This window comes from Pseudomonas sp. HN11, from assembly GCF_021390155.1.
Taxonomy (GTDB): Bacteria; Pseudomonadota; Gammaproteobacteria; order Pseudomonadales; family Pseudomonadaceae; genus Aquipseudomonas.
Genome location: NZ_CP089985.1, coordinates 1,334,785 through 1,359,644 on the forward strand (window position 1 = coordinate 1,334,785; position 24,860 = coordinate 1,359,644).

General features: G+C 60.4%; 22 protein-coding genes. 8 read left to right on the forward strand and 14 right to left on the reverse strand.

Annotated elements, in window-relative coordinates:
• Positions 1–2: 2 nt before the first annotated feature.
• On the forward strand, positions 3–596 hold the full coding sequence (locus LVW35_RS06055) for a LysE family translocator (RefSeq protein WP_233894237.1): 594 nt from the start codon (positions 3–5) through the stop codon (positions 594–596).
• A 472-nt stretch (positions 597–1,068) separates the two neighbouring features.
• Here LVW35_RS06055 and LVW35_RS06060 read toward each other — a convergent pair whose 3' ends face one another.
• The 3 genes from LVW35_RS06060 to plsB are packed head-to-tail and all read right to left on the reverse strand — an operon-like array spanning position 1,069 to position 4,755.
• Positions 1,069–1,758: a DUF4197 domain-containing protein gene (locus LVW35_RS06060; protein ID WP_233894239.1), complete on the reverse strand. Its 690-nt coding sequence runs from the start codon at positions 1,756–1,758 to the stop codon at positions 1,069–1,071.
• Positions 1,759–1,797: 39 nt separating this feature from the next.
• Positions 1,798–2,199: a YbaY family lipoprotein gene (locus LVW35_RS06065; protein WP_233894240.1), complete on the reverse strand. Its 402-nt coding sequence runs from the start codon at positions 2,197–2,199 to the stop codon at positions 1,798–1,800.
• 51 nt (positions 2,200–2,250) lie between these two features.
• Entirely contained in the window at positions 2,251–4,755 is a 2,505-nt protein-coding gene (gene plsB, locus LVW35_RS06070; RefSeq protein WP_233894242.1) for a glycerol-3-phosphate 1-O-acyltransferase PlsB, read from the reverse strand.
• A gap of 182 nt (positions 4,756–4,937) precedes the next feature.
• Between plsB and LVW35_RS06075 the strand changes: the two genes are divergently transcribed.
• Entirely contained in the window at positions 4,938–5,147 is a 210-nt protein-coding gene (locus LVW35_RS06075) for a cold-shock protein (protein ID WP_003219353.1), read from the forward strand.
• A gap of 75 nt (positions 5,148–5,222) precedes the next feature.
• Here the strand turns inward: LVW35_RS06075 and LVW35_RS06080 are convergent, their stop codons facing one another.
• From LVW35_RS06080 to LVW35_RS06095, 4 genes are all read right to left on the reverse strand, one after another.
• Positions 5,223–5,600 carry a hypothetical protein gene (locus LVW35_RS06080; RefSeq protein ID WP_095014947.1) on the reverse strand — a complete coding sequence of 126 codons (378 nt, stop codon included), beginning with the start codon at positions 5,598–5,600 and terminating at the stop codon, positions 5,223–5,225.
• A 54-nt stretch (positions 5,601–5,654) separates the two neighbouring features.
• Positions 5,655–6,464 (reverse strand): putative RNA methyltransferase, encoded by an 810-nt coding sequence (locus LVW35_RS06085; RefSeq protein ID WP_233894244.1) that lies wholly within the window; start codon positions 6,462–6,464, stop codon positions 5,655–5,657.
• On the reverse strand, positions 6,464–7,615 hold the full coding sequence (gene dapE / locus LVW35_RS06090) for a succinyl-diaminopimelate desuccinylase (RefSeq protein ID WP_122773998.1): 1,152 nt from the start codon (positions 7,613–7,615) through the stop codon (positions 6,464–6,466). The genes LVW35_RS06085 and dapE overlap by 1 nt, the downstream gene beginning before the upstream one ends.
• 109 nt (positions 7,616–7,724) lie before the next feature.
• A complete protein-coding gene (locus LVW35_RS06095; RefSeq protein ID WP_233894246.1) occupies positions 7,725–10,316 on the reverse strand; it encodes a glycosyltransferase in 2,592 nt (863 codons plus the stop codon).
• A gap of 217 nt (positions 10,317–10,533) precedes the next feature.
• On the opposite strand from LVW35_RS06095, the gene tcdA reads away from it, so the two are divergent.
• Positions 10,534–11,343: a tRNA cyclic N6-threonylcarbamoyladenosine(37) synthase TcdA gene (tcdA, locus tag LVW35_RS06100; protein WP_442799609.1), complete on the forward strand. Its 810-nt coding sequence runs from the start codon at positions 10,534–10,536 to the stop codon at positions 11,341–11,343.
• 51 nt (positions 11,344–11,394) lie between these two features.
• Here tcdA and LVW35_RS06105 read toward each other — a convergent pair whose 3' ends face one another.
• The 4 genes from LVW35_RS06105 to LVW35_RS06120 all read right to left on the reverse strand — a co-directional run bounded on the left by LVW35_RS06105 (position 11,395) and on the right by LVW35_RS06120 (position 14,451).
• Positions 11,395–11,808 carry a SufE family protein gene (locus LVW35_RS06105; protein WP_233894250.1) on the reverse strand — a complete coding sequence of 138 codons (414 nt, stop codon included), beginning with the start codon at positions 11,806–11,808 and terminating at the stop codon, positions 11,395–11,397.
• Positions 11,805–13,010 (reverse strand): aminotransferase class V-fold PLP-dependent enzyme, encoded by a 1,206-nt coding sequence (locus LVW35_RS06110; RefSeq protein ID WP_233894251.1) that lies wholly within the window; start codon positions 13,008–13,010, stop codon positions 11,805–11,807. The genes LVW35_RS06105 and LVW35_RS06110 overlap by 4 nt, the downstream gene beginning before the upstream one ends.
• Before the next feature lie 64 nt (positions 13,011–13,074).
• Positions 13,075–14,109 (reverse strand): 2,3,4,5-tetrahydropyridine-2,6-dicarboxylate N-succinyltransferase, encoded by a 1,035-nt coding sequence (dapD, locus tag LVW35_RS06115; protein ID WP_233894253.1) that lies wholly within the window; start codon positions 14,107–14,109, stop codon positions 13,075–13,077.
• A gap of 33 nt (positions 14,110–14,142) precedes the next feature.
• Positions 14,143–14,451 (reverse strand): arsenate reductase, encoded by a 309-nt coding sequence (locus LVW35_RS06120; protein ID WP_231501198.1) that lies wholly within the window; start codon positions 14,449–14,451, stop codon positions 14,143–14,145.
• 268 nt (positions 14,452–14,719) lie between these two features.
• Between LVW35_RS06120 and LVW35_RS06125 the strand changes: the two genes are divergently transcribed.
• Positions 14,720–16,363 carry a Na+/H+ antiporter gene (locus LVW35_RS06125; protein WP_233894254.1) on the forward strand — a complete coding sequence of 548 codons (1,644 nt, stop codon included), beginning with the start codon at positions 14,720–14,722 and terminating at the stop codon, positions 16,361–16,363.
• Positions 16,364–16,375: 12 nt separating this feature from the next.
• Here LVW35_RS06125 and dapC read toward each other — a convergent pair whose 3' ends face one another.
• The 3 genes from dapC to map form a co-directional block, all read right to left on the reverse strand.
• Complete coding sequence (gene dapC / locus LVW35_RS06130; protein ID WP_233894256.1) at positions 16,376–17,575, reverse strand: succinyldiaminopimelate transaminase; 1,200 nt, start codon at positions 17,573–17,575, stop codon at positions 16,376–16,378.
• 43 nt (positions 17,576–17,618) lie between these two features.
• Entirely contained in the window at positions 17,619–20,321 is a 2,703-nt protein-coding gene (locus LVW35_RS06135; protein WP_233894258.1) for a [protein-PII] uridylyltransferase, read from the reverse strand.
• A 62-nt stretch (positions 20,322–20,383) separates the two neighbouring features.
• The gene (gene map, locus LVW35_RS06140; RefSeq protein WP_012722594.1) at positions 20,384–21,166 is read right to left on the reverse strand and encodes a type I methionyl aminopeptidase; all 783 of its coding nucleotides are present in this window, start codon (positions 21,164–21,166) and stop codon (positions 20,384–20,386) included.
• 387 nt (positions 21,167–21,553) lie between these two features.
• Between map and rpsB the strand changes: the two genes are divergently transcribed.
• From rpsB to frr, 4 genes are all read left to right on the forward strand, one after another.
• Positions 21,554–22,291, forward strand: coding sequence for a 30S ribosomal protein S2 (rpsB, locus tag LVW35_RS06145; RefSeq protein ID WP_003189158.1), 738 nt, complete (start codon positions 21,554–21,556; stop codon positions 22,289–22,291).
• Positions 22,292–22,482: 191 nt separating this feature from the next.
• Positions 22,483–23,346 carry a translation elongation factor Ts gene (gene tsf, locus LVW35_RS06150; protein ID WP_233894260.1) on the forward strand — a complete coding sequence of 288 codons (864 nt, stop codon included), beginning with the start codon at positions 22,483–22,485 and terminating at the stop codon, positions 23,344–23,346.
• A 211-nt stretch (positions 23,347–23,557) separates the two neighbouring features.
• Positions 23,558–24,301: a UMP kinase gene (pyrH, locus tag LVW35_RS06155; protein ID WP_003189161.1), complete on the forward strand. Its 744-nt coding sequence runs from the start codon at positions 23,558–23,560 to the stop codon at positions 24,299–24,301.
• On the forward strand, positions 24,298–24,855 hold the full coding sequence (gene frr, locus LVW35_RS06160; protein WP_034109101.1) for a ribosome recycling factor: 558 nt from the start codon (positions 24,298–24,300) through the stop codon (positions 24,853–24,855). The genes pyrH and frr overlap by 4 nt, the downstream gene beginning before the upstream one ends.
• Positions 24,856–24,860 lie beyond the last annotated feature (5 nt).

Here is a 24,860-nt window from a genome sequence, read left to right on the forward strand (position 1 = left end):
TCATGCTGGCCACCGTTTCAGCCCTGATGTTGTTGTTGCTTGCCCCAGGTCCGACCAACACCCTGCTGTTTCGCTCCGGGGTGTTGTTCGGCTTTCGGGCGTCCTGGATGCTGGCGTTTATCGAGTGCCTGGCTTACCTGTTGCAGGTCTCTGCGTGGGGCGTGGCGTTGTTGTATTTGGCCACGTATTCACCGTGGGCGCTCAAGGCTACGCAGTTGGTAGCGGCGTGTTACCTGTTGCATGTCTCGTACACACTTTGGCAGTCCAAGAACAGCGTCGCTGACCGCGAGGGCGACCGATTTTCCGGCGTGTATTTCTTCTGGTTGACGGTCATGAATCCCAAGGGCTTGCTGATTGTTTCGTTTATCGCGCCGATGACGGCATTTGCTTCGTTAAAGGGGTATGCCGAATTCATGGCCACACTGGCATTGGTAGTGATACCGGTCGGGTCTGCGTGGATCTTATTGGGCAGTCGATTCGAGGGGATTCAAAAGGCCTGGCTGACGCCCCTTAAGATCAACCGGGCAACTTCCGTGGTCATCTGCTGTTTTGCCACACTCATGATGGGGCGGTGGGTGGATTCGGTTTTTCACTGACCATAATTTACACGCGGAGGTAAATGAGCGCCGGGGCGTAGGGAACGTCTGTAGTTTTCACTCCACTCAGATTTGCCTGATAGACAGGCGTACGGCTTCGCGGCTGCGCGGGTCGTACTCATTTCAATCAACGTATGGAGTGTCAGATGTCTATTTTTTCCGCCATCCTGGAGTTTAAGCGTGGGATTTTCGAAGCTCTTTTTGGCAATAACCCCACTAGCGGTGGAACTTGGCCCGCGCGACCGCAGCAGACTGTCGATTCACATCGGCCGGCTTTTGGCAATTTCCGGCCTTTCAAGCCCGTCCACGGTCGTCCCCATTCCCACACGTATTCCCATACGCGATACGAGTATCCGTTACCGAGTAGGCCTTTGTTTACGATGCAGCGCTAAAGGACTAGCGTAGGACGACTGCGCCAAAGTGCCTGAAAAGCGACTTTGGCGCAGTGGTTCAAGGGTGCACCTGTGAGGGCTTACAGCGCACCAAACACTTTTTTCGCCAAACTGGTGGCCGCCGCCGCCGGGTTCTCGCGAATGGTCTCTTCCTGCTTCGCAATCATCTTGAACAAACCGTCCAGCGCTTGTTCGGTCACGTAGTTCTCGACGTTGGCGCTCTTGGCGTCCACTGCGCCAAAGGCTGCGGCCTTGCCGGCCAGGGCGTTGTATTGCTGGGCTACGCCGACCTTGTCGGTAGCCGCTTTGACGATCGGCAGGAACTTGGCGCGGATTTGCTCGCGACTGCTTTTGTTCAGGTACTGGGTGGCCGAGTCCTGGCCACCGCTGAGGATGCCCTTGGCGTCTGTCACGCTCATGTTTTTCACGGCATTTACGAGGATTGGCTGAGCCTGGGTCACGGCAGTTTCGGCGGCCTTGTTCATGCTGGTTTCCAGCTGGGTGACCTGGTCACCCATGCCAAACATTTTCAGTTTGTCGGCGACTTTGCCCAGCTTGCCAGGCAGGCCGATCTTCACTTCCGGGTTGTTGCTGAAACCACCGGGTACACCCAGTTGCTTCACAGCGATCTGCGCGCCTTGGGTCAGGGCATCCTTGAGGCCGCCACTGGCGTCGCCCTGAGACAGGCTGCTGAGGTCCAGGGCCATGGCGTGGGCACCGAATACCAGGCCGGCACACAGGGCAGTAAAGCGAAGGGAGTTACGGAGCATGGGCGCTTCCTTTTGATCGGGCTTATGTTCTAGAGGCGATTAGTGGGCCGCGGCATCAACGCGCAGGCGCAAGGGTTGCGGGTCTTGACCATTGAGCTGCACAGCGTGCCGTTCAGTGGTAATAAACAGTAGCTTGCCATCCAGTTCGATGCGAGCACTCACCGAATAACTGTGGCCGGGTTTGACTTGCGCCGGATCGTAGCTCAGGTGGAACGGCAGCGGCACCTGCCCTTTGACCGGGCCTTTCTGTTCGGCCAGGGTGACGGCCGGGGCGTCCATCAACGACACATCTTGCAGGGTGACGCTCAAGGTCGCGGTCGGTGGCAGGGCGATACGTTGCAAGTAGAACACCTCACCATCGAGGCTGGCCTTGGGCGTGGGGCTCATGGATTGGCAGGCTCCGAGCAGGGCAGTGAGGCCCAGGAGGATGATCTTTTTCATGGTGTTGCTCCTTTTCAACGGCGCCGACATCCCACCGGCGCCTTCTTAAATCTAGCGGGTTTCTTCTGGTTCAACCGGTGCTTCTGCTGCCCCATCAACCCGATGCAACGCTACTTGCCGGATCGACAGGCGGATATCCGCCGGTAACACACGCTTGGCCGCGCCTTCGGCCAGCTCACCGAGCAGGTCGTGGTAGCTCAGCTTGCCGGCCTCATCGCGGCGCAGCACATCTTGCTCCAGCAATGTCTGGATGAAATGTCGGAAAAGGCTTTTGTCGAAGAATTCCGGGGCATTGAGGCCATGCAGGATCGACAGGCGCTGGGCCATGATCGTGCACAGGTCTTCCAGCTCTTCGGCGCTGATGCTGTTCTGGCCGCTGTTGAGCAGCAGCGAAATCGCCATGTAGAAGCGTTGCAGGGTCTGGGCGATGCTCTTGGACAGCAGCGTCAGCAACACAAAGTGCCGCGAGCTTGGCGCCGGGCGCAGGTACACGTTGTTTTCAAAGCGCAGCAGCCCTTGCTCGACAAAGGCCTCCAGCCATTGGTCGATCACCGTGTCCAGCTCCTCCAGCGACCAGCGAATGAACAGCTCCGATTGCAGGTACGGATACAGCGCGTGGGTATAGCGCAGGATCTGGTCGCGGCTCATCCGAGAGCTGCTCTGAAAGAAGCTCGCCAGCAGCGCCGGCAGGGCAAAGATGTGCAGCACGTTGTTGCGGTAATAGGTCATCAGGACGGCGTTCTGCTCGTCCAGGTACAAAATCTTGCCGAGTGCATCACTCTGTTCCGACAGCAGGTCCATGTCCTTGACGTGCTTGATCAGCGACAGACCATCGCCTTCGGGTAGCGTGGTGTGAGGTGAATAGGGCACGCGGCGCAGCAACGCCAGGTACAGGTCCAGCTGGCGCGCCATGGCTTGTTCATCCAAGGCCAGGCGGGTGGTGGACAACAGTGCCAGGGCCACCAGGTTCACCGGGTTTACCGCCGCCGCTTCGTTCAAGTGGCGCGCCACCTGTTCGCCGAGACGGTTGGTGGTTTCGTTGAGCCAGGCCGGCTTGTAATTCGGACCCAGTTCCTGTGTGCGCCAGCCAGGCTGTTCGCTGTCGAGGAATTCGGCCAGCTTGATCGGCTCGCCGAAGTTGACCGCGACCTGGCCAAAACGCTGCTTGAGCGCGCCGACCACTTTGAAAATATCGAAAATCGACTCTTTCTTCTTGCTCGCGCCGCGCAGCTCGCCGAGGTAAGTGCGGCCTTCGAGTACGCGCTCATAGCCGATATACACCGGCACAAACACGATCGGCATGCGCGAAGAACGCAGGAAACTGCGCAGGGTAATCGCGAGCATCCCGGTCTTCGGTTGCAGCATGCGCCCGGTGCGCGAGCGTCCGCCTTCGACGAAATACTCCACCGGGAAGCCCTTGGTAAACAAGGTATGCAGGTATTCGTTGAACACTGAGGTGTACAGCGGGTTGCCCTTGAAGGTGCGGCGCATGAAAAACGCACCGCCACGGCGCAGCAGGCTACCGATGACCGGCATGTTCAAGTTGATCCCGGCGGCGATGTGCGGTGGGGTCAGGCCATTTTTAAACAGCAGGTAGGACAGCAGCAGGTAGTCGATGTGACTGCGGTGGCAAGGCACGTAGATCACCTCGTAACCTTGGGCAACTTTTTGCACACCTTCGATGTTGTTGACCTTGATGCCGTCGTAGATCTTGTTCCAGAACCAGCTGAGCACCACCTCGAGGAAGCGAATTGCGGTGTAAGTGTAATCCGAGGCGATCTCATTGCCGTAGCGCAGGGCCTGGGCTTTGGCTTTCTCTGGGCTGATTTTTTCCCGTTCGGCCTCATCGGCGATGGCCTGGCGCACCAGCGGCATGTTGACCAGTCCCTTCACCAGGTTGCGGCGGTGTGACAGATCGGGACCGATGACTGCCGTCTTCAGGTTACGAAAGTGCACGCGCAGGATGCGTTGGGCCATGCGCACGGTGCGTTCGTGGCCTTTATTGTGCTCGATCAATTCACGCAGGTTGATAGGCGCAGAGAATTGCACCCGGGTCTTGCGACCGAGGATCAGGATGCTCAACAGGCGGCGCAGACGCCCGGTGACCGCCCAACTGTCGGCAAATAACAGCTTCCACGGGCTGGACTCACTCTCGGGGGATTGGCCCCAGAACACGCTCACGGGAATGATTTGTGCATGCTCTTCGGCGTGCTCGCTGAGGGCGTGGACCAGTCGGGTCAGTGTGGGCGGCGCGCCGCGCTTGTCCTGGCGGCCAAGCCAGTCCGGCTCCGGCGTCAGGTAGAAGAACGCCGCAGGCTCCATCAACGGGCCGACCGATACCGGCAGCACCGGGCGCGGCAGGCCAGCCTTGGTGCACTCGGCGTCGACCACGGCCAATTCGGTGAGGGAGGGCGATTGCAGGACGTAGAACACCGGCCGGCTGCGGTCCAGGTTAAGGGTCAGGGACGACTGGTTGATCGTCTCCGAGCGAACCCAGAGGTACAACAGTCGGCGCAAGGTGCCGAACACTAGACGGCGGAACGGGGAGCGGGTCATAGGCGTGCTGCTTCAAGTGGAAAAAACCGAGCAGGCGCTCGGGCGGGTAGTGTGCCGTATTCGCCGAAAATCGGCAAAAAAGCAGCGATGTAAACTTGAGTTGATCGTTTTTGAGCCTGTCTTATACTCGGCAGTTCAATGCGAGCGACTCAACAATAAAAATGCATGTGGGAGTTAGACAGATGGCAACGCGTGAAACCGGTAATGTGAAGTGGTTCAACGATGCAAAGGGCTATGGGTTTATCCAGCGCGAAGACGGCAAGGATGTGTTTGTGCACTACCGCGCCATTCGCGGTGAGGGCCATCGTTCTTTGGCCGAGGGCCAGCAGGTAGAATACGCCGTGGTGACCGGCGAGAAGGGGTTGCAGGCGGAGGATGTGGTCGGTCTGTGAGGTCGAGCTGCAAGCTGCAAGCGGCAAGCTGCAAGTCAAACACTTGTAGCTTGCAGCTTGAAACTTGCCGCTGCCTTAAGCTGTTTTCCAGGTGATCTGCTCTTCACCGTCTTCGCTGATCCGAATCCAGGTGTCGGCGCTTTCTTCGCCTTCTTCCTCAACCCAAGTCCCCGGTGCACACCGCACTTCCACGTTCAGCGCGGCAAACGCGGCGCGGGCGCAGGCGATGTCGTCGTCCCACGGGGTCTGGTCACTTTCCAGGTACAGGCTGTTCCATTTTCCTACGGCTTTCGGCAGCCAGGTGACGGGCACATTGCCGGCCTTGCACTTGTAGGTCTGGCCTTTCTGGACCCAGTCGCTGCACGGACCCAGGGCGGCGCCCAGCCAGGCGGCGATGGCCTTGTGGTCGACGTCGGCGTCCTTCAGGTAAATCTCGATATCGGGTTGGCGCATGGATGTTCCTCGTTGCGGGATTCGAAAATCCATTCGCGGATACTGGACAGTCAGTTATTGAAGCACGAAATAGTCGTAGCGCATCGACACAGTGACCACCAGCGGCTCGGCCGCCTCGATCACCTGTGCACGGCGCTCGGCACTGGCGCGCCAGCCGTGGGGTGTCATGGCCAGCAGGTTGGCGCGGTCTTGGGGCTCGGCCAGGCTCAGGCTGAACGCCAGCGTCTCGCTGTGCGCCAGGCTCATGCCGTCCGGCACCAGGGCCAGGTGCTTGTCGTCGGTGTACTCGCGCACTTCGTCGTACAAGCGCTCGCGCAGCTCCATGAGGTGGCCGCTGGTCGGGCCGACTTTCATTAACCCACCGCCGGGGCTGAGCAGGCGCTTGGCCTCTTCCCAGTCCAATGGGCTGAACACGCTGGAGAGAAACTGGCAGCTGCCTGACGACAACGGCACACGGGCCATGCTCGCGATCAGCCAGGTCAGCGCCGGAGTGCGCTTGCAGGCACGCTTGACTGCTTCCTTGGAGATATCCAGCGCGTAGCCATCGGCGTGGGGCAGGGCGTCGGCGATCTGCGCGGTGTAGTAACCTTCGCCACAGCCGATGTCGACCCAGTGCGCCGGGGCACGTTCTGCGGCCAGTTCGGCCAGGCGCTTGGCCACTGGGGCGTAGTGCCCGGCGTTGAGGAAGTCGCGGCGCGCTTCCACCATCGCCAGGTTATCGCCCGGGTCGCGGCTGTTCTTGTGCTGCACCGGCAACAGGTTCAGGTAGCCCTGGCGTGCGCGGTCGAAACGGTGTCCGGCCGGGCACGCCACGCCATTGTCCACCGCGTTCAGCGGGGCGCTGCAAAGGGGGCAGGCGAGCATCAGGCGAGCAACTTGATCAGGGTCTGGTAGTAGATTTCGGTCAGCACATCGAGGTCGCTGGCGAGGATGCGCTCGTTGACCTGGTGGATCGTCGCGTTGACCGGGCCCAGCTCGACCACTTGGGTACCCAATGTGGCGATGAAACGCCCATCGGAAGTACCACCGCTGGTGGACGCCTGGGTCTCGCGACCGGTGATCGCCTTGATGCTGGCCGAGACCGCATCCAGCAACGCGCCCGGTTCGGTGAGGAACGGCAGGCCCGACAACGCCCACTCCACGTGCCAGTCCAGGCCGTGTTTATCGAGGATCGCCGCAACGCGCTGCTGCAGGCCTTCGACGGTGGACTCGGTGGAGAAGCGGAAGTTGAACACCGCCGTCAGGTCACCGGGGATCACATTGGTCGCGCCGGTGCCGGAATTGAGGTTGGATATCTGGAAACTGGTCGGCGGGAAGAAGGTGTTGCCGTCGTCCCAGTGCTCAGCGGCTAATTCGGCCAGGGCCGGCGCAGCCAAGTGGATCGGATTCTTCGCCAGGTGCGGGTAGGCCACGTGGCCTTGTACGCCGCGCACGGTCAGGGTGGCGCCGAGGGAGCCGCGGCGGCCGTTCTTGACCACGTCGCCCACCAGGGTGGTGCTCGACGGTTCGCCGACGATGCACCAGTCCAGGCGCTCCTTGCGCGCGGCCAGGCGTTCGATCACGGCCTTGGTGCCGTGGTGCGCCGGACCTTCTTCATCGCTGGTGATCAGGAAGGCTACCGAGCCCTTGTGATCTGGGTAGTCGGTGACAAAACGCTCCGACGCCACCAGCATCGCCGCCAGGCTGCCTTTCATGTCCGCCGCGCCACGGCCGCAGAGCATGCCGTTTTCATCGATCAACGCGTCGAACGGGTCGTTCTGCCAGGCCTGCACCGGGCCGGTCGGCACCACGTCGGTGTGGCCGGCAAAACACAGCACGGGACCGTCATGCTTGCCGTGGGTGGCCCAGAAGTTGTCCACGTCTTCGATGCGCATCGGCTCCAGCGCAAACCCGGCGTCGCCCAGGCGCTGCATCATCAGCTTCTGGCAGTCGGCGTCGATCGGCGTGACCGACGGGCGACGGATCAGGTCGATGGCAAGTTGAAGGGTCGGCGAAAGGTCGGCATGGGCCGTCATGGGGGAACTCCGGAGCTTTTATAAATGAGCAGGCAAGGCACACAAAACGGCCGTTATCTTATAGCAAAACGGCGGCCAGAGGCCGCCGTTTAGTGCATTGCGCGAGTTTTTACGCAGCCGGTGCGGGTTCCGCTGCTGCCGACGGTTTCGGCAGCGAAGACAGGAACGCCATGATCAGCGCCGCCACGTACGGCAGCGACTGCACCAGCAGCATCACCACCCAGAAGCGGATGTCATTGCTCGGCAGGCCCTGCACCAGGTAGATCCCCAGCGCCGCGCCCCACAACAGCAACATGATGAACATCTCTTCGCGGGCTTCGGAAATTGCGACCCAGAAGCCGTGGTTATCCGCGTTTTTCGGTGTACGAAAGAACGGAATACTGGTGGTGAAGAAGCCATACAGCACCGCCTTGGCGATGGTATGCGACAACGCCAGACCGGCCAGGGCCGCACAGAACGCATCTTTCAAATTCACGCCTACCGCGCGACGGTAGAGGAAGATGATCTTGCCCACCTTGAACACAAACAACGCCAACGGCGGGATCGCGAAAATCAGCAGGGGCGGGTCAACCCGCGTCGGCACGATGATCATCGCCGCCGACCACAACAGCGCGCCCACGGTGAAGAAGATGTTCATGCCATCGGCCACCCACGGTAACCAGCCCGCGAGGAAGTGGTAGCGCTGACCACGGGTCAGCTCGGTGTCCTTGCCGCGCAGCAGGCTGGCAGTGTGACGCTTGATGATCTGGATCGCGCCATAGGCCCAGCGGAAACGCTGTTTCTTGAAGTCAATGAAGGTATCCGGCATCAGGCCTTTGCCGTAGCTGTCGTGGTAGTACGCCGCCGACAGGCCTTTCTCGAATACCCGTAGGCCCAATTCAGCGTCTTCGCAGATGCACCAGTCGGCCCAGCCCAGTTCTTCGAGCACCGAGCGACGGGTCATGGTCATGGTGCCGTGCTGGATGATCGCGTCACGGTCGTTGCGGGTGACCATGCCGATATGGAAGAAGCCCTTGTATTCCGCATAGCAGAGCTTTTTGAAGGTGCTTTCGTTCTGGTCGCGATAATCCTGCGGCGACTGCACCACGGCGATTTTCGGGTCGGCGAAGTGCGGCACCATGTGCTTGAGCCAGTTAGGCGATACGCAGTAGTCGGAGTCGATCACCGCGATCACTTCGGCATCCTTGGCGGTGTGCGGGATCAGGTAGTTCAGCGCGCCACCCTTGAAACCGGCCAGGGGCGCGACGTGGAAGAACTTGAAGCGCGGGCCTAGGGTTTCGCAGTAATCGCGCACCGGTTCCCACACGGCCGGATCCTTGGTGTTGTTGTCGATGATCAGGACTTCGTAGTCCGGGTAATCGAGGGCGGCCAGGGCATCGAGGGTCTGTTTGACCATCTCAGGTGGCTCGTTGTAGCACGGCACGTGGATCGACACTTTCGGGCGGTAGTCCGAATCCCCTTCAACCGGCAGGAATTCACGTCGACGCTTGTGGGTCCACACCGCTTCCGCCAGTTCGTGGGCTTCGGTCAGCAACACGATAAACACACCCAGGGCGCCGAGGGCGAGAAGGATGCCCACGGTGACACTGAACCAGGTGCTGTATTGCTGGCTGTAGTCGTAGCCGATCCATACCAGCACCGAACCGCAGAGAAACGCGATAAAGGTCAGGAAGGTGCGGCCACGCTGGCGCAGGGCCGAGCCGTCGATCATCAACAGGGTCAGGGACAACAGCGCAAGCACCACCGAACCGATGGCCAGCACGCGCCATTGCGGGATCGCGACCACCGGCCCTTCAAAGTTGAATTTCTGCTGGCGTGCGGCGTTGTACACGCCCCAGTAAGCGCCCGCCGAGCCTTCGTCGCTGACTTTCCACGGCTGGTCGAAGGCCTCGATCACGAAGTAGTTGAAGCCCTGGCGGTTCAGCTTGTTCACCAGCGTACGCAGGTAAATCGCCTGGTCAGCCGGGGAAGTTTCGTTACCACCGCGCATGCGGCCGTTGCTCGGCCAGCCCACTTCCGACAGCAGCAGGGGCTTTTTCGGGAACAGTTTCTTCAGGTCACGGGCGCGATCGAGTACGTACTGGCCGGCCTTATCCATCGGGATGTATTCCCAGAACGGCAGGATGTGCGCGGCGATCAGATCGACGTGCTTGGCCAGTTGCGGGTTCTTTTCCCAGATGTGCCATTGCTCGGAGGTGGTCACCGGCACTTTCACGGCGCCGCGCACGCGGTCCAGGAGCACCATCAGGGCTTCAGGGGTGATTTCTTCACGGAACAGCGCTTCGTTACCGACCACCACCCGCACGACACTGCGCGAGCTGTTGGCGATTTCGATGGCGCGCTGGATTTCCCGCTCGTTGCGCTCAAGGTCCGGGCTGATCCAGATCCCCAGCGTCACGCGCAGGCCGAACTCTTCCGCCAGCTTGGGGATATCCCCCAGGGTGCCGTCGACCGAGTAGGTACGGATGTTGTCCGTCAGCTTGCTCATGATCTCGAGGTCGCGACGCATCTGGTCGTCGGTCGGGTACTGGTCTTTCTGCGGGTACTGGCCCTGCTGGAATGGCGAGTAGGAAAAGCCGGAGATCTGTTCAGGCCAGTTGGGGGTGGTGACCGGGCGGTTGATCAGCGCCCAGAAGCCGGTGAACAGCGCGGCGATTGCCAGCACGATCACCAGGTTGAGTCCAAATTTACGCGATGCCATGGCTATTTCGGGTTCCAAAGGGTGTGGAACGAAAAGAGGTGTCGGCCTGCGCCGAACGGCGCGCATCCTACACCGGCCCTTCCCTGACCGTACAGCAAGCAGAGAAAAACCGGACATTAGTCCGTGAAAGACCATCTAAGTTCTTTACTTGTAGCTTGTCGCTTCGAACTTGTCGCTACGTAGTCCATAATGCGCGCCGGTTTTTGGGGTAATGGTCATGAGCACAGAAGATCCGCGGTTTGCAGGCGTCGCCCGCTTGTATGGCATTGAAGGCCTGGAACGCTTGAAAGCAGCCCATGTGGCGATCGTCGGCGTTGGCGGCGTGGGCTCGTGGGCGGCGGAAGCCATGACCCGTTGCGGGGTGGGTGAGATTTCGCTGTTTGACCTGGACGACGTCTGCGTCAGCAACAGCAACCGCCAGTTGCACGCCCTGGACAGCACCGTGGGCAAGCCCAAGGTCGAGGTGATGGCGGATCGCCTGCGCGGCATCAACCCGGATTGCACCGTTCATGCAGTGGCCGATTTTGTGACCCGCGACACCATGGCCGAATACATCACGCCGGACATCGACTGCGTGATTGACTGCATCGACGCGGTCAACGCCAAGGCCGCGCTGATCGCCTGGTGCAAGCGCCGCAAGATCCAGATCATCACCACCGGCGGCGCCGGCGGGCAGATCGACCCGACGCTGATCCAGGTCTGCGACCTGAACCGCACGTTCAATGACCCCCTGGCGTCGAAAGTGCGTTCCACCCTGCGCCGCGACTACAACTTCTCGCGCACCGTGACCCGCCATTACAGCGTGCCGTGTGTGTTCTCCACCGAACAGCTGCGCTATCCCAAGCCGGACGGCAGCATTTGTTTGCAGAAGAGTTTTGTCGGGGATGGCGTGAAGCTGGACTGCGCGGGCGGGTTTGGCGCGGTGATGATGGTCACGGCCACGTTCGGCATGGTCGCGGCGACCAAGGCGGTGGACAAGATTGTGGCTGGGGTGCGCAGGCCGTCGGAGCGCGCCAAACCCACTTAAATTTCACTGCTGAACATAGATCGAAATGTGGGAGCAAGCGCGCTCCCACATTTAGTTCTGCGAACGGCTTAGTTGCCGCATGCGCTGCAAGACCGCATTCAGGCCATTGCTGCGCGACGGTGACAGTTGGCGGGAAAGCCCCAACTGCGCGAACCAATCCGGCAAGTCCACCGCCTGCAACTCAGCTGCCGACAACCCATTGACCCGCGCCAGCAGCAACGCCACCAACCCACGAATCATCCGTGCATCACTGCTGGCGGCGAACTGCCAGTGCCCATCGTGCAATTGCCCGACCAGCCACACCAGGCTTTCGCAGCCCTGTACGAGATTGGCGTCGACTTTATCCTCATCGGACAGGGCGGGCAGACGCTCGCCCCATTGCATCAGCATCCGCGCGCGCTGCTCCCAACCGCCGACGGCCTGGAAGGCGTCAAGCGCGGCGACTGCATCCACCGGCAGGCTCATCGCAACATATCCAAGGCCTGGTCCAGCGCTTCGAAGAAGCGCTCCAGGTCATCGGAGTCGTTATACAGCGCCAGGGACACACGAATCGCCCCCGACAGATGCATCGCCTTGAGCAACGGCATGGCGCAGTGATGCCCGGCGCGCACGGCAATGCCTTGCTCGGCGAGCAGGTGCGCAAGGTCGGCGTTATGCACGCCTTCGACCACAAAACTGGCCAGCGCCACCTGCGGCGAACCCAGCACCCGCACGCCGTTGCGTGCCTTGAGCCCACGCAACAGGTAGTCATGCAGCGCCGTTTCATGGGCGACGACCGCGTTCTGATCCAGCGAGCTCAAGTAATCCAGGCTGGCACCCAGGCCGATCACGCTCGCAATCGGCGGTGTACCCGCTTCAAAACCTAATGGCGCCGGGCGGAAACTGGCGCTCTGGTAGTCAGCCTGTTGCACCATCTCGCCGCCAAACTGCCAGTGGCGCAAGTGATGCAGGGCGTCATTGCGCCCAAACAGCACGCCGACGCCGTCCGGGCCGTACAGTTTGTGGCTGGAAAATACATAGAAGTCGCAGCCCATGGCCTGCACGTCGTGCCGGCCATGGACGATGCCTTGGGCGCCGTCGACCACGGTCAGGGCACCGTGTGGCTGGGCCAGCGCGAGCAGAGCCTCCAGCGGCTGCCAGGCCCCGAGCACGTTGGACAGCTGGCTCACTGCCAGCAGGCGCGTGCGTGGGCCGATCAACTCGGCGGCGGCTTGCAGGTCGATCACGCCTTCCCCGCCAAGTGGCAGTACCACCAGGGTCAACGAGCGACGTTTGGCCAACTGCTGCCACGGCAACAGGTTGGCGTGGTGTTCCAGGGCGCTGATGACAATCTCATCGCCCGCATTGAATAAGTGCTCAAGGCCATAGGCCAGGAGGTTCAGCGCAGACGTCGCGCCATGGGTGAACACGATCTGCCCGCTGTCGCCTGCATTCAACCACTGCGCGACCTTGCTGCGGCTGTCTTCAAACGCCTGGGTCGCATGGGCGCCTGGCAAATGCTGGGCACGGTGCACATTGGCTGCGCCGTTGGCGTAGTAATGGCTGATGGCATCCAGCAAGGCCTGGGGTTTTTGCGTGGTGGCGGCGTTGTCCAGGTACGTCTGGTCTTGCCGTTGCAGGGTGGCGATGGCCGGAAAGTCGGCGCGCCAGGGGGAGGGCACTAGCATGGTGTTCAAGACTCGTATAAGCGAGCCCCAGGGTCGGGGCCCGCTAGTGGCATCGAGTGGCTGCTTAGTTGTGAGCGTGCAGCGCTTCGTTCAGTTCGATGGCCGATTTGTGGGTTTTGCACTCCACGGCACCGGTCTCGGAGTTGCGGCGGAACAGCAGGTCCGGCTGGCCGGCCAGCTCACGCGCCTTGACCACCTTGACCAGTTGGTTCTGCTCGTCCAGCAGTGCGACCTTGGTGCCGGCGGTGACGTACAGGCCCGACTCCACGGTGTTGCGGTCGCCCAACGGGATGCCGATACCGGCGTTGGCGCCGATCAGGCAGCCTTCGCCGACCTTGATCACGATGTTGCCGCCGCCCGACAGGGTGCCCATGGTGGAGCAACCGCCGCCCAGGTCCGAGCCCTTGCCGACGAACACGCCCGCCGACACACGGCCTTCGATCATGCCCGGGCCTTCGGTACCGGCGTTGAAATTGACGAAACCTTCGTGCATCACGGTGGTGCCTTCGCCTACATACGCACCCAGGCGCAGACGCGCGGCGTCAGCGATACGCACGCCGCTCGGTACCACGTAGTCGGTCATTTTCGGGAACTTGTCCACCGAGAACACTTCCAGCAGCTCGCCACGCAGGCGGGCTTCCAATTGGCGCTCGGCCAGTTCGTTGATGTCGATCGCGCCCTGGCTGGTCCAGGCCACGTTCGGCAATTGTGGAAACACGCCGGCCAGGCTCAGGCCATGCGGCTTGACCAGTCGATGGGACAGCAGGTGCAGCTTGAGGTAGGCCTCAGGCGTGGAGGTCAGTGCGGCGTCTTCGGCCAGCAGGGTGGCGACCAGCGGCGTGTGGCTTTCGGCCAGGCGATTGAGCAGCGCGGCTTGGGTCGCGTCGACATTCTTGAGCGCATCAGCCAGTTGCAGCGCTTGGCTGATGGTAAAGGTGATCGCCTGGTTGCCTTCGGTATAACCCAGGATCGGTGCGATCGCCGCGACGATTTCAGCCGATGGGTTAAGCAACGGTTGTGCGTAAAACACTTCCAGCCAAGCACCTTGGCGGTTCTGAGTGCCGACGCCGAAGCCCAGGCTGAACAGGGAATGGGACATGCTGTTACCTCTACAAAAATGGTAAGGGCTGGCCTACTTGAGGGCCGCCGAATAACTATCTGGCTTGAAGCCAATCAGGGTTCTGTCGCCGAGATCAAGCACCGGGCGCTTGATCATCGAAGGTTGTGCGAGCATCAATTCAATGGCTTTCGACTGATCGAGATCGGCTTTGCGTTCGTCTTCGAGTTTGCGAAAGGTGGTGCCCGCACGGTTCAAAACCACCTGCCAACCGTGCTCGTTGCACCATTGGGTCAAGTGTTCGCGGTCGATACCGGCCGTTTTGTAATCGTGGAACTCATAGTTGACGCCGTGCTCATCGAGCCAGGTGCGCGCCTTTTTCATGGTGTCGCAGGCTTTGATGCCGAAAAGGTGCAACGTTTTGCTTGAAACGGTCAAGGAATTGCCCCCTTTTGGACCAAGTGGAAACGAAAGGTCACGGATTATGCCATGACCAGCGGGCTGTTGCCCCTCGTCATGCTGGCGTGCGACTTATGTGCAAAAGCCACCCGGCAGCATAGGTGAGTAACATAGCCGGGTAATATGGCACTTCAACGGCCAGTTGTTGCCCCATGTGTGTCGTTGCGAGTCGATTGTCCGGGAATCCCGTTTTATGCAAACCGCCTACACCGTTCTTATCCTGCTGATGCTGGTCAGCGTATCGCGTCTCGTCGGGCGTGTGATTCCCCTGCCGTTGCCCTTGGTGCAGATTGCCGCCGGCGCCTTGCTGGCCTGGCCCACGCTGGGGCTGCATGTGGCGCTGGACCCGGAGTTGTTCCTGTTTCTGTTCCTGCCGCCGCTGCTGTTCTCCGATGGTTGGCGCATGCCCAAGCGCGAATTGTGGCGCCTGCGTGGTCCGATCCTGACCTTGGCGGTGGGGCTGGTGCTGTTCACGGTGGTGGGGGCTGGTTATTTCATCCATTGGATATTGCCTACGATCCCGCTGCCGGTTGCCTTCGCCTTGGCAGCCGTTTTGTCACCGACGGATGCTGTGGCGGTATCGGCGATTTCCCAGAATCGTCTCCCGACGCCCTTGATGCATATGCTCCAGGGCGAGGCCTTGATGAACGATGCGTCGGGCCTGGTGACGTTCAAATTTGCCTTGGCGGCGGCGTTGACCGGAGTGTTTTCCCTGGCCGATGCCAGCTTGACCTTTGTGTTGGTCGCTGTCGGTGGCTTGGCCGTTGGCGTGGCCCTGAGCTGGCTGGTCGGCCGACTGCGCGCCTGGATGATCGCCCGTGGCTGGGATGACCCGGCAACCCATGTGGTGTTCATGTTGTTGCTGCCATTTGCCGCCTATGTACTGGCCGAGCGCCTGGGCGCCTCGGGCATTCTGTCGGCGGTCGCCGCAGGCATGATGCAAAGCTGGCTTGATCTGCTGCCACGCCAGACCAGCACGCGCTTGCTCAACCGCAGCGTCTGGTCGCTGCTGGAGTTTGCCTTCAACGGCCTGATCTTCCTGCTGCTGGGCCTGCAACTGCCGGACATCATCAAGGCCGTGGTCAGTCACGAGACAACGCTATGGCCGACCCTGTTTTATCGCTGTCTGGATGTGATTGCGATCTTCCTGGTGTTGGTGGTGCTGCGTTTTATCTGGGTGCAGAGCATCTGGCGGCTGTCAGGCCTGTTACGCAGACTTCGTGGGAAAAGCGAGCTGACGCTGGTGCCGACCGCCCGTTCCTGCTGGCTGCTGACTGTTGGCGGCGTACGCGGTGCGGTGACGTTGGCCGGTGTCATGTCGGTGCCTTTGCTGCTGGCGCCGGGCCAGGACTTTCCCGAGCGCGACCTGCTGATATTCATCGCGGCAGGCGTGATCCTGCTGTCGCTGATCGCCGCGTGCATCGCCCTACCGTTGTTGTTGCGCGGGATTGAAAAGGGTCCGGACGAGAAACGCCATAAAGAGGTCCGCGAGGCCTGGAAAAAAACGGCCGTCGCTGCGATCCATGCGCTGGAAACAGAAGAGCCCGCTGAACCCGAAAGCCAGGACGCCGCCCAGGCCGCACTTGCCACTGAGCTTAAGGCACGGCTGATGTCGGAATATCGCCATCAATTGGAGGTGTTCAACGATTCGGCCGAAGCCCAGGCGCTGGCGCGGCAGATGGACCTGCTTGAGCGCAAATTGCGCCTCAAGGCCCTGCGGGCGCAGCGCCTTGAGTTGTATAGCCTGAGCCGTCATCACCAGATTGGTGATGACGTGTTGAGAGAGGTGTTGGCGGATCTGGATATGAGTGAGGCGAATCTGGGTCAGGTGAAATGACCCTCAAGCCCGTTAGCGGCGACGCTGAATAAAATCGCGAATCCGCTCAGCCGCTTCCACACACTCGGCCAGTGGCGCAACCAGCGCCATACGCACGCGTCCGGCGCCGGGGTTGACGCCATCCACTTCCCGCGACAGATACGAGCCCGGCACCACCGTCACGTGTTCTTCCACGAACAGATCGCGGCAAAACGCGGCATCGTCGCCGTTCACATTCGGCCACAGGTAGAAGCCGCCGTCCGGGCTCTGCACATCCAGCACCGGCTTGAGAATCGCCAGCACCGCCTCGAATTTCTCGCGATACAGGTCACGGTTGGCGTGCACGTGGGCTTCGTCCTGCCAGGCAGCGATGCTCGCCAGCTGGGTTTGCACCGGCATCGCACAGCCGTGGTAGGTGCGGTACAGCAGGAACGCCTTGAGGATGTCCGCGTCGCCGGCCACAAAGCCCGAGCGCAGGCCGGGCAGGTTTGAACGCTTGGACAGGCTGTGGAACACCACGCAACGCTTGAAGTCCTGGCGACCCAGTTCGACACAGGCGCTCAGCAGGCCGGGCGGCGGGGTTTGTTCGTCGAAGTACAGCTCGCTGTAGCACTCGTCTGCGGCGATGACGAAGTCATATTCGTCGGCCAGGGCGACGAGTTTTTTCAGGGTGTCGATCGGGATCAGTGCGCCGGTCGGGTTGCCCGGGGAGCACAGGAACAGGATCTGGCAGCGCTTCCAGATGTCCGGCGACACTGCGTCGAAATCCGGGTTGAAGCCGTTGTCATCCAGGCACGGGAGGTAGTGCGGCTTGGCCCCGGCCAGGAACGCGGCGCCTTCGTAGATCTGGTAGAACGGGTTCGGGCTCACCACCAGCGCGTCGTCGCCACGGTTGACCACGGTCTGGGTGAAGGCGAACAGCGCTTCGCGGGTGCCGTTGACCGGCAGGATATTGCGCGCCGGGTCGAGCCAGCCCTTGGGCACGTTGAAGCGACGTTCACACCAGGCGCCGATGGCTTCGCGCAGGGCCGGGATGCCCAGGGTGGTCGGGTAAACGGCCATCTGGTCGAGGTTGTTGCTCAACGCTTCGGCCACGAACGTCGGGGATTTGTGCTTAGGCTCGCCGATGGACAGCGCGATTGGGCGTTTATCCGGATTCGGCGTGACGCTGCCCAGCAGGGCGCGCAGTTTCTCGAACGGGTAGGGCTGTAGCTGGTTCAGGGCGTTGTTCATCGGTGGATCTCGTGCAAGGCGTTAAAAACTGGGGCGGCGCTTTTCAAATGGTCAGGCGTGTCAGCTCGACGCCGGGTTCCTGGGTGACGCTCAACTGCTGGACGATGGCTTCCTGCAACCGCAGGCACAGTTCCGGGTCGGACAGCGGCTGGTTGTCGGCATCGGTGATGAAAAATACGTCTTCCACGCGCTCGCCGAGGGTCGCAATCTTGGCGTTCTGCAACGACAGGTCGAACTCCAGGAAAATCCCGCCGATACGGGCCAACAGACCTGGACGGTCCGGGGCGCTCAGTTCCAGCACCGTCACCGGCCGCTGGGCGTCGTTGGAAATGGTCACCTGGGGCGCAAACGCAAAGTGCTTGAGTTGGCGCGGCACTCGACGCTGGATGATGGTCGGGTAGTCGTCAGGGTTGCGCAGGGCCTCGGTCAGGCCTTCGCGGATCTTTTTCACCCGTGCCGGGTTGTCACCAATCGAGTCGCCATCGGTGTCGAGCACGATATAGGTGTCGAGGGTGAACTGGCTGCTGGAGGTGATGACCCGTGCGTCATGGATGTTCAGGTTGAGCTGGTCCATGGCCGCCACGGTCACGGCGAAGAAGTCGTGCTGGTCCGGCGCGTAGATGAAGATCTGCGTGCCGCCTTCGAATTCGCGCTGGGTGGTTTCCTTGATCAGCACCAGCGGGCCGCCATCGGCGGGCTGTTGCAGGATCGCGTCGGTGTGCCAGGCCACGTCGCCAGCAGTGTGGCGCAGGAAATAATCGTCACCCAGTTGCGACCACAGTTGCTCGACATCGTCCGGGTCGTTACCGCCGCGCACCAGGATATCCAGAGCGGCGCTCTGGGTGCGGCGGATCTGCTCTTCGCGGTCCACCGGGTTTTCCAGGCCACGGCGCAAGGCGCGCTTGGTCTCGGTGTAGAGCTGGCGCAACAGGCTAGCGCGCCACGAGTTCCACAGGGTCGGGTTGGTGGCGTTGATGTCGGAAACGGTCAACACGTAGAGGTAGTCGAGGTGGGTTTCATCGCCGACAGTCTGCGCGAAATCGTGGATCACCTGCGGGTCGGACAAATCCTTGCGCTGGGCGGTGGTCGACATCACCAAGTGGTTCTGTACCAGCCAGACGATCAGGCGGCTGTCCCAGATGGGCAGTTGGTGGCGCTGGCAGAAGGCTTCGGCGTCAACCGCGCCGACTTCCGAGTGGTCGCCATGTCGACCCTTGCCAATGTCGTGATACAGACCCGCCAGGTAAATCAGCTCGGGTTTGGGCAATTTGGCCATGAGCTTGCTGGCCAGCGGAAATTTCTCTGACACCTGGGTGTACTGCAACTTGCGCAGGTGCTTGATCAGGTTCAGGGTGTGGGCGTCCACGGTATAGATGTGGAACAGGTCGTGCTGCATCTGCCCGACGATAAAGCCGAATTCCGGCAGGTAGCGCCCGAGGATGCCGTAACGGTTCATCCGACGCAGGTTGCGGTGGATACCGATCTTGCACTTGAACAGCTCGATGAACAGGCTGGTGTTGCGGATATCGTTGCGGAAATCGTCGTCGATCAGATGACGGTTTTCCCGCAGCAGGCGGATGGTGTCGGCGCGCACGCCTTTGATTTCCGGCTGCTGGGCCATCAGCACGAAGATTTCCAGCATGGCGAACGGCGTGCGGCGGAACACGTTGTCGTTGCGCGCCTCGATATAGCCGTCATGCAGTTGGAAGCGTGCGTTGATCGGCTGCGGCGGTGCTTCGTCTTCGGGGGCCAGGATCACCTCTTCGAAGTGCTGGATGATCAGGTCGCTGAGCTGGGCAATGCTCATGACCACCCGGTAGTACTGCTGCATGAAGCTTTCGATGCTGGTCTTCGCGTCTTCGCCTTCAAAGCCCAGCAGGGTGGCGATGGAGCGCTGGTGGTCGAACAGCAGGCGATCCTCGGAGCGCCCGGCGAGCATGTGCAGGGCGTAGCGTACCTTCCAGAGGAATTCCTGGGACGAGGCCAGCAGGGCGTTTTCACTCTCCACCAGGAACCCCTCGCCGGCCAGGGCGCGCAGGTTCAGGGTGCCGTACTGGCGACGGGCAACCCACAAAATCGTCTGGATATCCCGCAGGCCGCCAGGCGAGCCTTTGACGTTGGGTTCCAGGTTGTATTCAGTGTCGTTGTACTTGTGGTGCCGGGCCTTCTGCTCGGCGCGCTTGGCCAGGAAGAAGTCCTTGCTCGGCCACATGTGCGCGGTGCTGGTGACTTCGAGCATGCGCTGGCGCAGGCGCTCGGGGCCGGCAATGGTGCGACTTTCCATGAGGTTGGTGATGACGGTGAGATCGGCGCGGGCCTCTTCGGCGCACTCGTCGACCGAGCGCACGCTTTGGCCGACTTCCAGGCCGATGTCCCACAACAGTGTCAGAAAACGCTCGATGGAATCGCGAAAGATCTCATGGTCGGCGCTGTCCAGCAGGATCAGCAGGTCAATGTCGGAATAGGGGTGCAGTTCGCCGCGCCCGTAGCCGCCGACCGCCACCAGGGCGATATCGGCGTCTTCACTCCAGTTGAACTGCTCCCAAGCCTTTTGCAGGATGTTATCGACGAACCAGGCGCGGTCCTCGATCAGCCGGCGAATGTCCCGGCCGCTGCGAAAGCGCTCGTCGAGCACCTCGCGGGCCTGGCGGATGGCCTTCTTGAACGCGGCGATAGGGCTCGCCTTCAGGGCCAGTTCGGCCTGGAACTGGCCACGGTCGAAGAGTTCGGGATCCACCTGGGGCATCGATCGGCTTTCCTTCTATCTGTCAGTCAGTCATTACACCGTTGGGAAAACCTGATCAGCCTTTACGCTGAAACGCGCGGGATCGTGTCGTCAGCGCGCAAGGTGAAGATCTCATAGCCGGTTTCGGTGACCAGCAGGGTGTGTTCCCACTGCGCCGAAAGCTTGCGGTCCTTGGTGATGGCGGTCCAGCCGTCGCCCAGCACCTTGGTGTCGGCCTTACCCTGATTGATCATCGGCTCGATGGTGAAGGTCATGCCCGCTTTCAGCTCCATGCCGGTGCCGGCGCGGCCGTAGTGCAGGATCTGCGGCTCTTCGTGGAACACGGTGCCGATACCGTGGCCGCAGAACTCGCGCACCACCGAGAAACCATTCTTTTCAGCGTGCTTCTGGATCACTTCACCGATGTCGCCCAGTCGGCAGCCAGGCTTGACGATTTCGATGGCCTTGTACATGCATTCCTGGGTCACCTGGGACAGGCGCTCGGCCCAGACCGGCACGGTGCCGACGTGGAACATGCGGCTGGTATCGCCGAAGTAGCGGTCTTTGATCACGGTGACGTCGATGTTCAGGGTATCGCCGTCCTTCAATGGCTTGTCACCGGGAATCCCGTGGCAGACTACGTGGTTGACCGAGGTGCAGATCGACTTGGGGAAGCCCTTGTAGTTCAGCGGCGCAGGGATGGCGCCCTGTACGTTGACTATATAGTCGTGGCAGATCTGGTTCAGGGTTTCGGTGGTGACGCCGGGCTTGACGTGTTCGGCGATCATTTCCAGCACGTCGGCAGCCAGTTTGCCGGCGATGCGCATGCCAGCGATGTCTTCGGCGGTTTTCAAGCTAACGGTCATACAGGCTCTCTCTAGCGCGACGCGCTGAAATCAATACGGTTTACGGGCGTGCGACAAAAGGTTACAGAATTCGCACAAGCCACAAAAAACGCGATTCTAACAGACGATGGCCTCAAATCATGAGCCTCTGATGATCGCTTCTCTCTATAAGGTAAGGCTATGTGGGCTCTATTCAAGGGGTTACACGAAAGCGGACTGCGGCAAAGGTGATTGCGTGTTCCGTTTTTGCCGATGCTGTGGTATAAAATGCGCCGCTTTCCGGGGATGCCCCGCAAAGCTTAAATCCACACACGTGTCGACACGATGACCTGGGTGCCGGAGGCCTTGATGCCGCTGGTTGGTCATTGGGATACGTGGAGGCCAAACCCGACTTATCAAGGAACTATCATGTCCCAAGTCAACATGCGCGATATGCTGAAGGCCGGTGTGCACTTCGGTCACCAGACCCGTTACTGGAACCCGAAAATGGGTAAATACATTTTCGGCGCGCGTAACAAGATCCACATTATCAACCTTGAAAAAACCCTGCCAATGTTCAACGAAGCGCTGACTTTCGTAGAGCGTCTGGCCCAGGGCAAAAACAAGATTCTGTTCGTCGGCACCAAGCGTTCCGCTGGCAAGATCGTTGCTGAAGAAGCAGCACGTTGCGGTTCGCCGTACGTCGATCACCGCTGGTTGGGTGGCATGCTGACCAACTTCAAAACCATCCGTGCTTCCATCAAGCGTCTGCGTGACCTTGAAGTACAAGCCGAAGACGGTACTTTCGCCAAGCTGACCAAGAAAGAAGCGCTGATGCGCTCCCGTGACCTGGAAAAGCTCGATCGTTCCCTGGGTGGTATCAAGGACATGGGCGGTCTGCCTGACGCACTGTTCGTTATCGACGTTGATCACGAGCGCATCGCGATCACCGAAGCCAACAAGCTGGGCATCCCTGTTATCGGCGTAGTCGATACCAACAGCAGCCCGGAAGGCGTTGACTACATCATCCCAGGCAACGATGACGCAATCCGCGCTATCCAGCTGTACATGGGTTCGATGGCTGACGCTGTAATCCGTGGTCGCAACCACGTTGCTGGTGGTACCGAGCAGTTCGTAGAAGAAGCTCCGGTAGCTGCCGCTGAGTAATTGACGCCCTGGCGTTGACTCAGTAAGCAAAAAGGGGGCTTGGCCCCCTTTTTGCCACCTCGAAAACCGTTTGTATGCAGCGCAGCTACATCTTCTGTAACGTGCAGCGGCCTACAACGGAGATTCGGGAAGAATTGATCGCCCGTTTGATCGGGTGGAATGGTTGAAAACCTATCCAAGAGGATTTTGAAATGGCAGAGATTACTGCAGCGTTGGTTAAAGAACTGCGTGAGCGTACCGGCGAAGGCATGATGGATTGCAAAAAGGCCTTGACCAAGGCCGGCGGCGACATCGAAAAAGCCATCGACGACATGCGTGCCTCGGGCGCTATCAAGGCCGCCAAGAAAGCCGGCAACGTCGCTGCTGAAGGCGCGATCGCTCTGGTTGAAGACGGTAAAGCCGCCGTTCTGCTGGAAGTGAACTCGCAGACGGACTTCCTGGCTCTGCAAGACGACTTCAAGGCATTCGTTGCTGCCAGCGTCAAGAAAGCATTCGACGAGAAGCTGACTACTGTTGAGCCTCTGATCGAAGCTCAGGAAGCTGATCGCCTGGTACTGGTGGGCAAGGTTGGCGAAAACGTCAACATCCGTCGCCTGACCCGCGTTGAAGGTGATGTTGTCGGTGGTTACCTGCACGGCAACAAGATCGGTGTAGCGGTTGTTCTGAAAGGCGGCGACGTCGAGCTGGCCAAAGACATCGCTATGCACGTTGCTGCTAGCAACCCTGAGTTCCTGCTGCCTTCGGAAGTTTCTGATGAAGCGATCGAGCGTGAAAAAGCGGTGTTCCTGCAGTTGAACGAAGAAAAAATCAAAGGCAAGCCAGAAAACATTGTTGAGAATATGGTCAAGGGCCGTATCAGCAAGTTCCTGGCCGAAGCAAGCCTGGTTGAGCAGGCGTTCGTCAAGAACCCTGAAATCAAGGTTGGCGAACTGGCCAAGAAGGCCGGTGCTGAAATCGTTTCCTTCACCTACTACAAAGTAGGCGAAGGCATCGAGAAGCCGGTCGACAACTTCGCTGAAGAAGTTGCTGCCCAGCTGGCTGCCGCCAAGCAATAAGACAGTTTTCAACTGTCGCCCAAGAGAGGCTGCCCGCTCACGCGCGCAGCCTCTTTTCAAATGGGATGGCCGATTTTAATTGGCTTCCCTTTGGAACTGGCTTACAAAGCCATGTTCCGATGGCGCTGTAGCAGCGTCCAGCTAGAGTGAACGCAAGCCGTAAACGGCTCGCCAAGAATTTTTAAAAAATACGCCGCAGGAGAGATTCGCAATGGCTCAGCAGGGCAGTGGTTATCAGGCTCGCTATAAACGCATTCTACTCAAGCTTAGCGGCGAGGCTCTGATGGGCTCGGAAGAGTTCGGGATCGATCCCAAGGTGCTCGACCGCATGGCGCTGGAAGTCGGCCAACTGGTCGGCATCGGCGTACAGGTCGGCCTGGTGATCGGCGGTGGCAACCTGTTCCGCGGGGCGGCACTGAGCGCCGCTGGCATGGATCGGGTCACGGGTGACCACATGGGCATGCTGGCCACTGTGATGAACGCCCTGGCCATGCGTGACGCCCTGGAACGTGCCAACATCTCGGCTATCGTGATGTCGGCCATTTCCATGGTCGGCGTGACCGATCACTACGATCGCCGCAAGGCCATGCGCCACCTCAACTCCAAGGAAGTGGTGATCTTTGCCGCCGGCACGGGTAACCCGTTCTTCACCACCGACTCCGCAGCCTGCCTGCGCGCCATCGAAATCGACGCTGATGTTGTGCTGAAGGCGACCAAGGTGGATGGCGTATACACTGCCGATCCATTCAAAGACCCGCATGCCGAGAAGTTCGATCATCTGACCTACGATGAAGTACTGGATCGCAAGCTGGGGGTGATGGACCTGACGGCTATCTGCCTGTGCCGCGACCATAAGATGCCGCTGCGCGTATTTAACATGAACAAGCCCGGCGCCCTGCTGAATATCGTACACGGCGGCGCAGAAGGGACTCTGATCGAGGAAGGCCAACAATGATCAACGAAATCAAGAAAGACGCCCAAGCGCGTATGCAAAAATCCCTGGAATCCCTGAGCCACGCATTCGGCCAGATTCGTACCGGCAAGGCGCACCCGAGCATCCTGGGCAGCGTGATGGTGCCGTACTACGGTTCCGACACCCCGCTGAGCAGCGTGGCCAACGTCACCGTGAAAGACTCGCGCACCCTGCAGGTCGTGGCCTTTGAGCGCAATATGCTCGCGGCTGTCGACAAGGCCATCCAGAGCGCCGGCCTGAACCTCAACCCGACCAACCTGGGTGAGTTGCTGCTGATCTCCATGCCGGCCCTGACTGAAGAAACCCGCAAGGGCTTCACCAAGCAGGCACGCAGCGCAGCCGAAGATGCACGTGTTGCCGTGCGCAACATCCGCCGCGATGCTTTGGGTGACTTGAAGAAGCTGGTCAAGGACAAGGAAATCAGCGAAGACGAAGAGCGTCGCGCCACTGCTGATATCGACAAGCTGACCAAAGATGCTGAGGCCCAGATCACCAAGGCCACGGAAGAAAAAGAAAAGGACCTGATGGCCGTATAAGGGGT

Excerpts from the sequence above, each read along its gene's own strand:
- LVW35_RS06055 (WP_233894237.1), top strand. The coding sequence starts at position 3 with ATGCTGGCCACCGTTTCAGCCCTGATGTTGTTGTTGCTTGCCCCAGGT.
- LVW35_RS06060 (WP_233894239.1), bottom strand. The coding sequence starts at position 1,758 with ATGCTCCGTAACTCCCTTCGCTTTACTGCCCTGTGTGCCGGCCTGGTA.
- LVW35_RS06065 (WP_233894240.1), bottom strand. The coding sequence starts at position 2,199 with ATGAAAAAGATCATCCTCCTGGGCCTCACTGCCCTGCTCGGAGCCTGC.
- plsB (WP_233894242.1), bottom strand. The coding sequence starts at position 4,755 with ATGACCCGCTCCCCGTTCCGCCGTCTAGTGTTCGGCACCTTGCGCCGA.
- LVW35_RS06075 (WP_003219353.1), top strand. The coding sequence starts at position 4,938 with ATGGCAACGCGTGAAACCGGTAATGTGAAGTGGTTCAACGATGCAAAG.
- LVW35_RS06080 (WP_095014947.1), bottom strand. The coding sequence starts at position 5,600 with ATGCGCCAACCCGATATCGAGATTTACCTGAAGGACGCCGACGTCGAC.
- LVW35_RS06085 (WP_233894244.1), bottom strand. The coding sequence starts at position 6,464 with ATGCTCGCCTGCCCCCTTTGCAGCGCCCCGCTGAACGCGGTGGACAAT.
- dapE (WP_122773998.1), bottom strand. The coding sequence starts at position 7,615 with ATGACGGCCCATGCCGACCTTTCGCCGACCCTTCAACTTGCCATCGAC.
- LVW35_RS06095 (WP_233894246.1), bottom strand. The coding sequence starts at position 10,316 with ATGGCATCGCGTAAATTTGGACTCAACCTGGTGATCGTGCTGGCAATC.
- tcdA (WP_442799609.1), top strand. The coding sequence starts at position 10,534 with ATGAGCACAGAAGATCCGCGGTTTGCAGGCGTCGCCCGCTTGTATGGC.
- LVW35_RS06105 (WP_233894250.1), bottom strand. The coding sequence starts at position 11,808 with ATGAGCCTGCCGGTGGATGCAGTCGCCGCGCTTGACGCCTTCCAGGCC.
- LVW35_RS06110 (WP_233894251.1), bottom strand. The coding sequence starts at position 13,010 with ATGCTAGTGCCCTCCCCCTGGCGCGCCGACTTTCCGGCCATCGCCACC.
- dapD (WP_233894253.1), bottom strand. The coding sequence starts at position 14,109 with ATGTCCCATTCCCTGTTCAGCCTGGGCTTCGGCGTCGGCACTCAGAAC.
- LVW35_RS06120 (WP_231501198.1), bottom strand. The coding sequence starts at position 14,451 with ATGAAAAAGGCGCGCACCTGGCTCGATGAGCACGGCGTCAACTATGAG.
- LVW35_RS06125 (WP_233894254.1), top strand. The coding sequence starts at position 14,720 with ATGCAAACCGCCTACACCGTTCTTATCCTGCTGATGCTGGTCAGCGTA.
- dapC (WP_233894256.1), bottom strand. The coding sequence starts at position 17,575 with ATGAACAACGCCCTGAACCAGCTACAGCCCTACCCGTTCGAGAAACTG.
- LVW35_RS06135 (WP_233894258.1), bottom strand. The coding sequence starts at position 20,321 with ATGCCCCAGGTGGATCCCGAACTCTTCGACCGTGGCCAGTTCCAGGCC.
- map (WP_012722594.1), bottom strand. The coding sequence starts at position 21,166 with ATGACCGTTAGCTTGAAAACCGCCGAAGACATCGCTGGCATGCGCATC.
- rpsB (WP_003189158.1), top strand. The coding sequence starts at position 21,554 with ATGTCCCAAGTCAACATGCGCGATATGCTGAAGGCCGGTGTGCACTTC.
- tsf (WP_233894260.1), top strand. The coding sequence starts at position 22,483 with ATGGCAGAGATTACTGCAGCGTTGGTTAAAGAACTGCGTGAGCGTACC.
- pyrH (WP_003189161.1), top strand. The coding sequence starts at position 23,558 with ATGGCTCAGCAGGGCAGTGGTTATCAGGCTCGCTATAAACGCATTCTA.
- frr (WP_034109101.1), top strand. The coding sequence starts at position 24,298 with ATGATCAACGAAATCAAGAAAGACGCCCAAGCGCGTATGCAAAAATCC.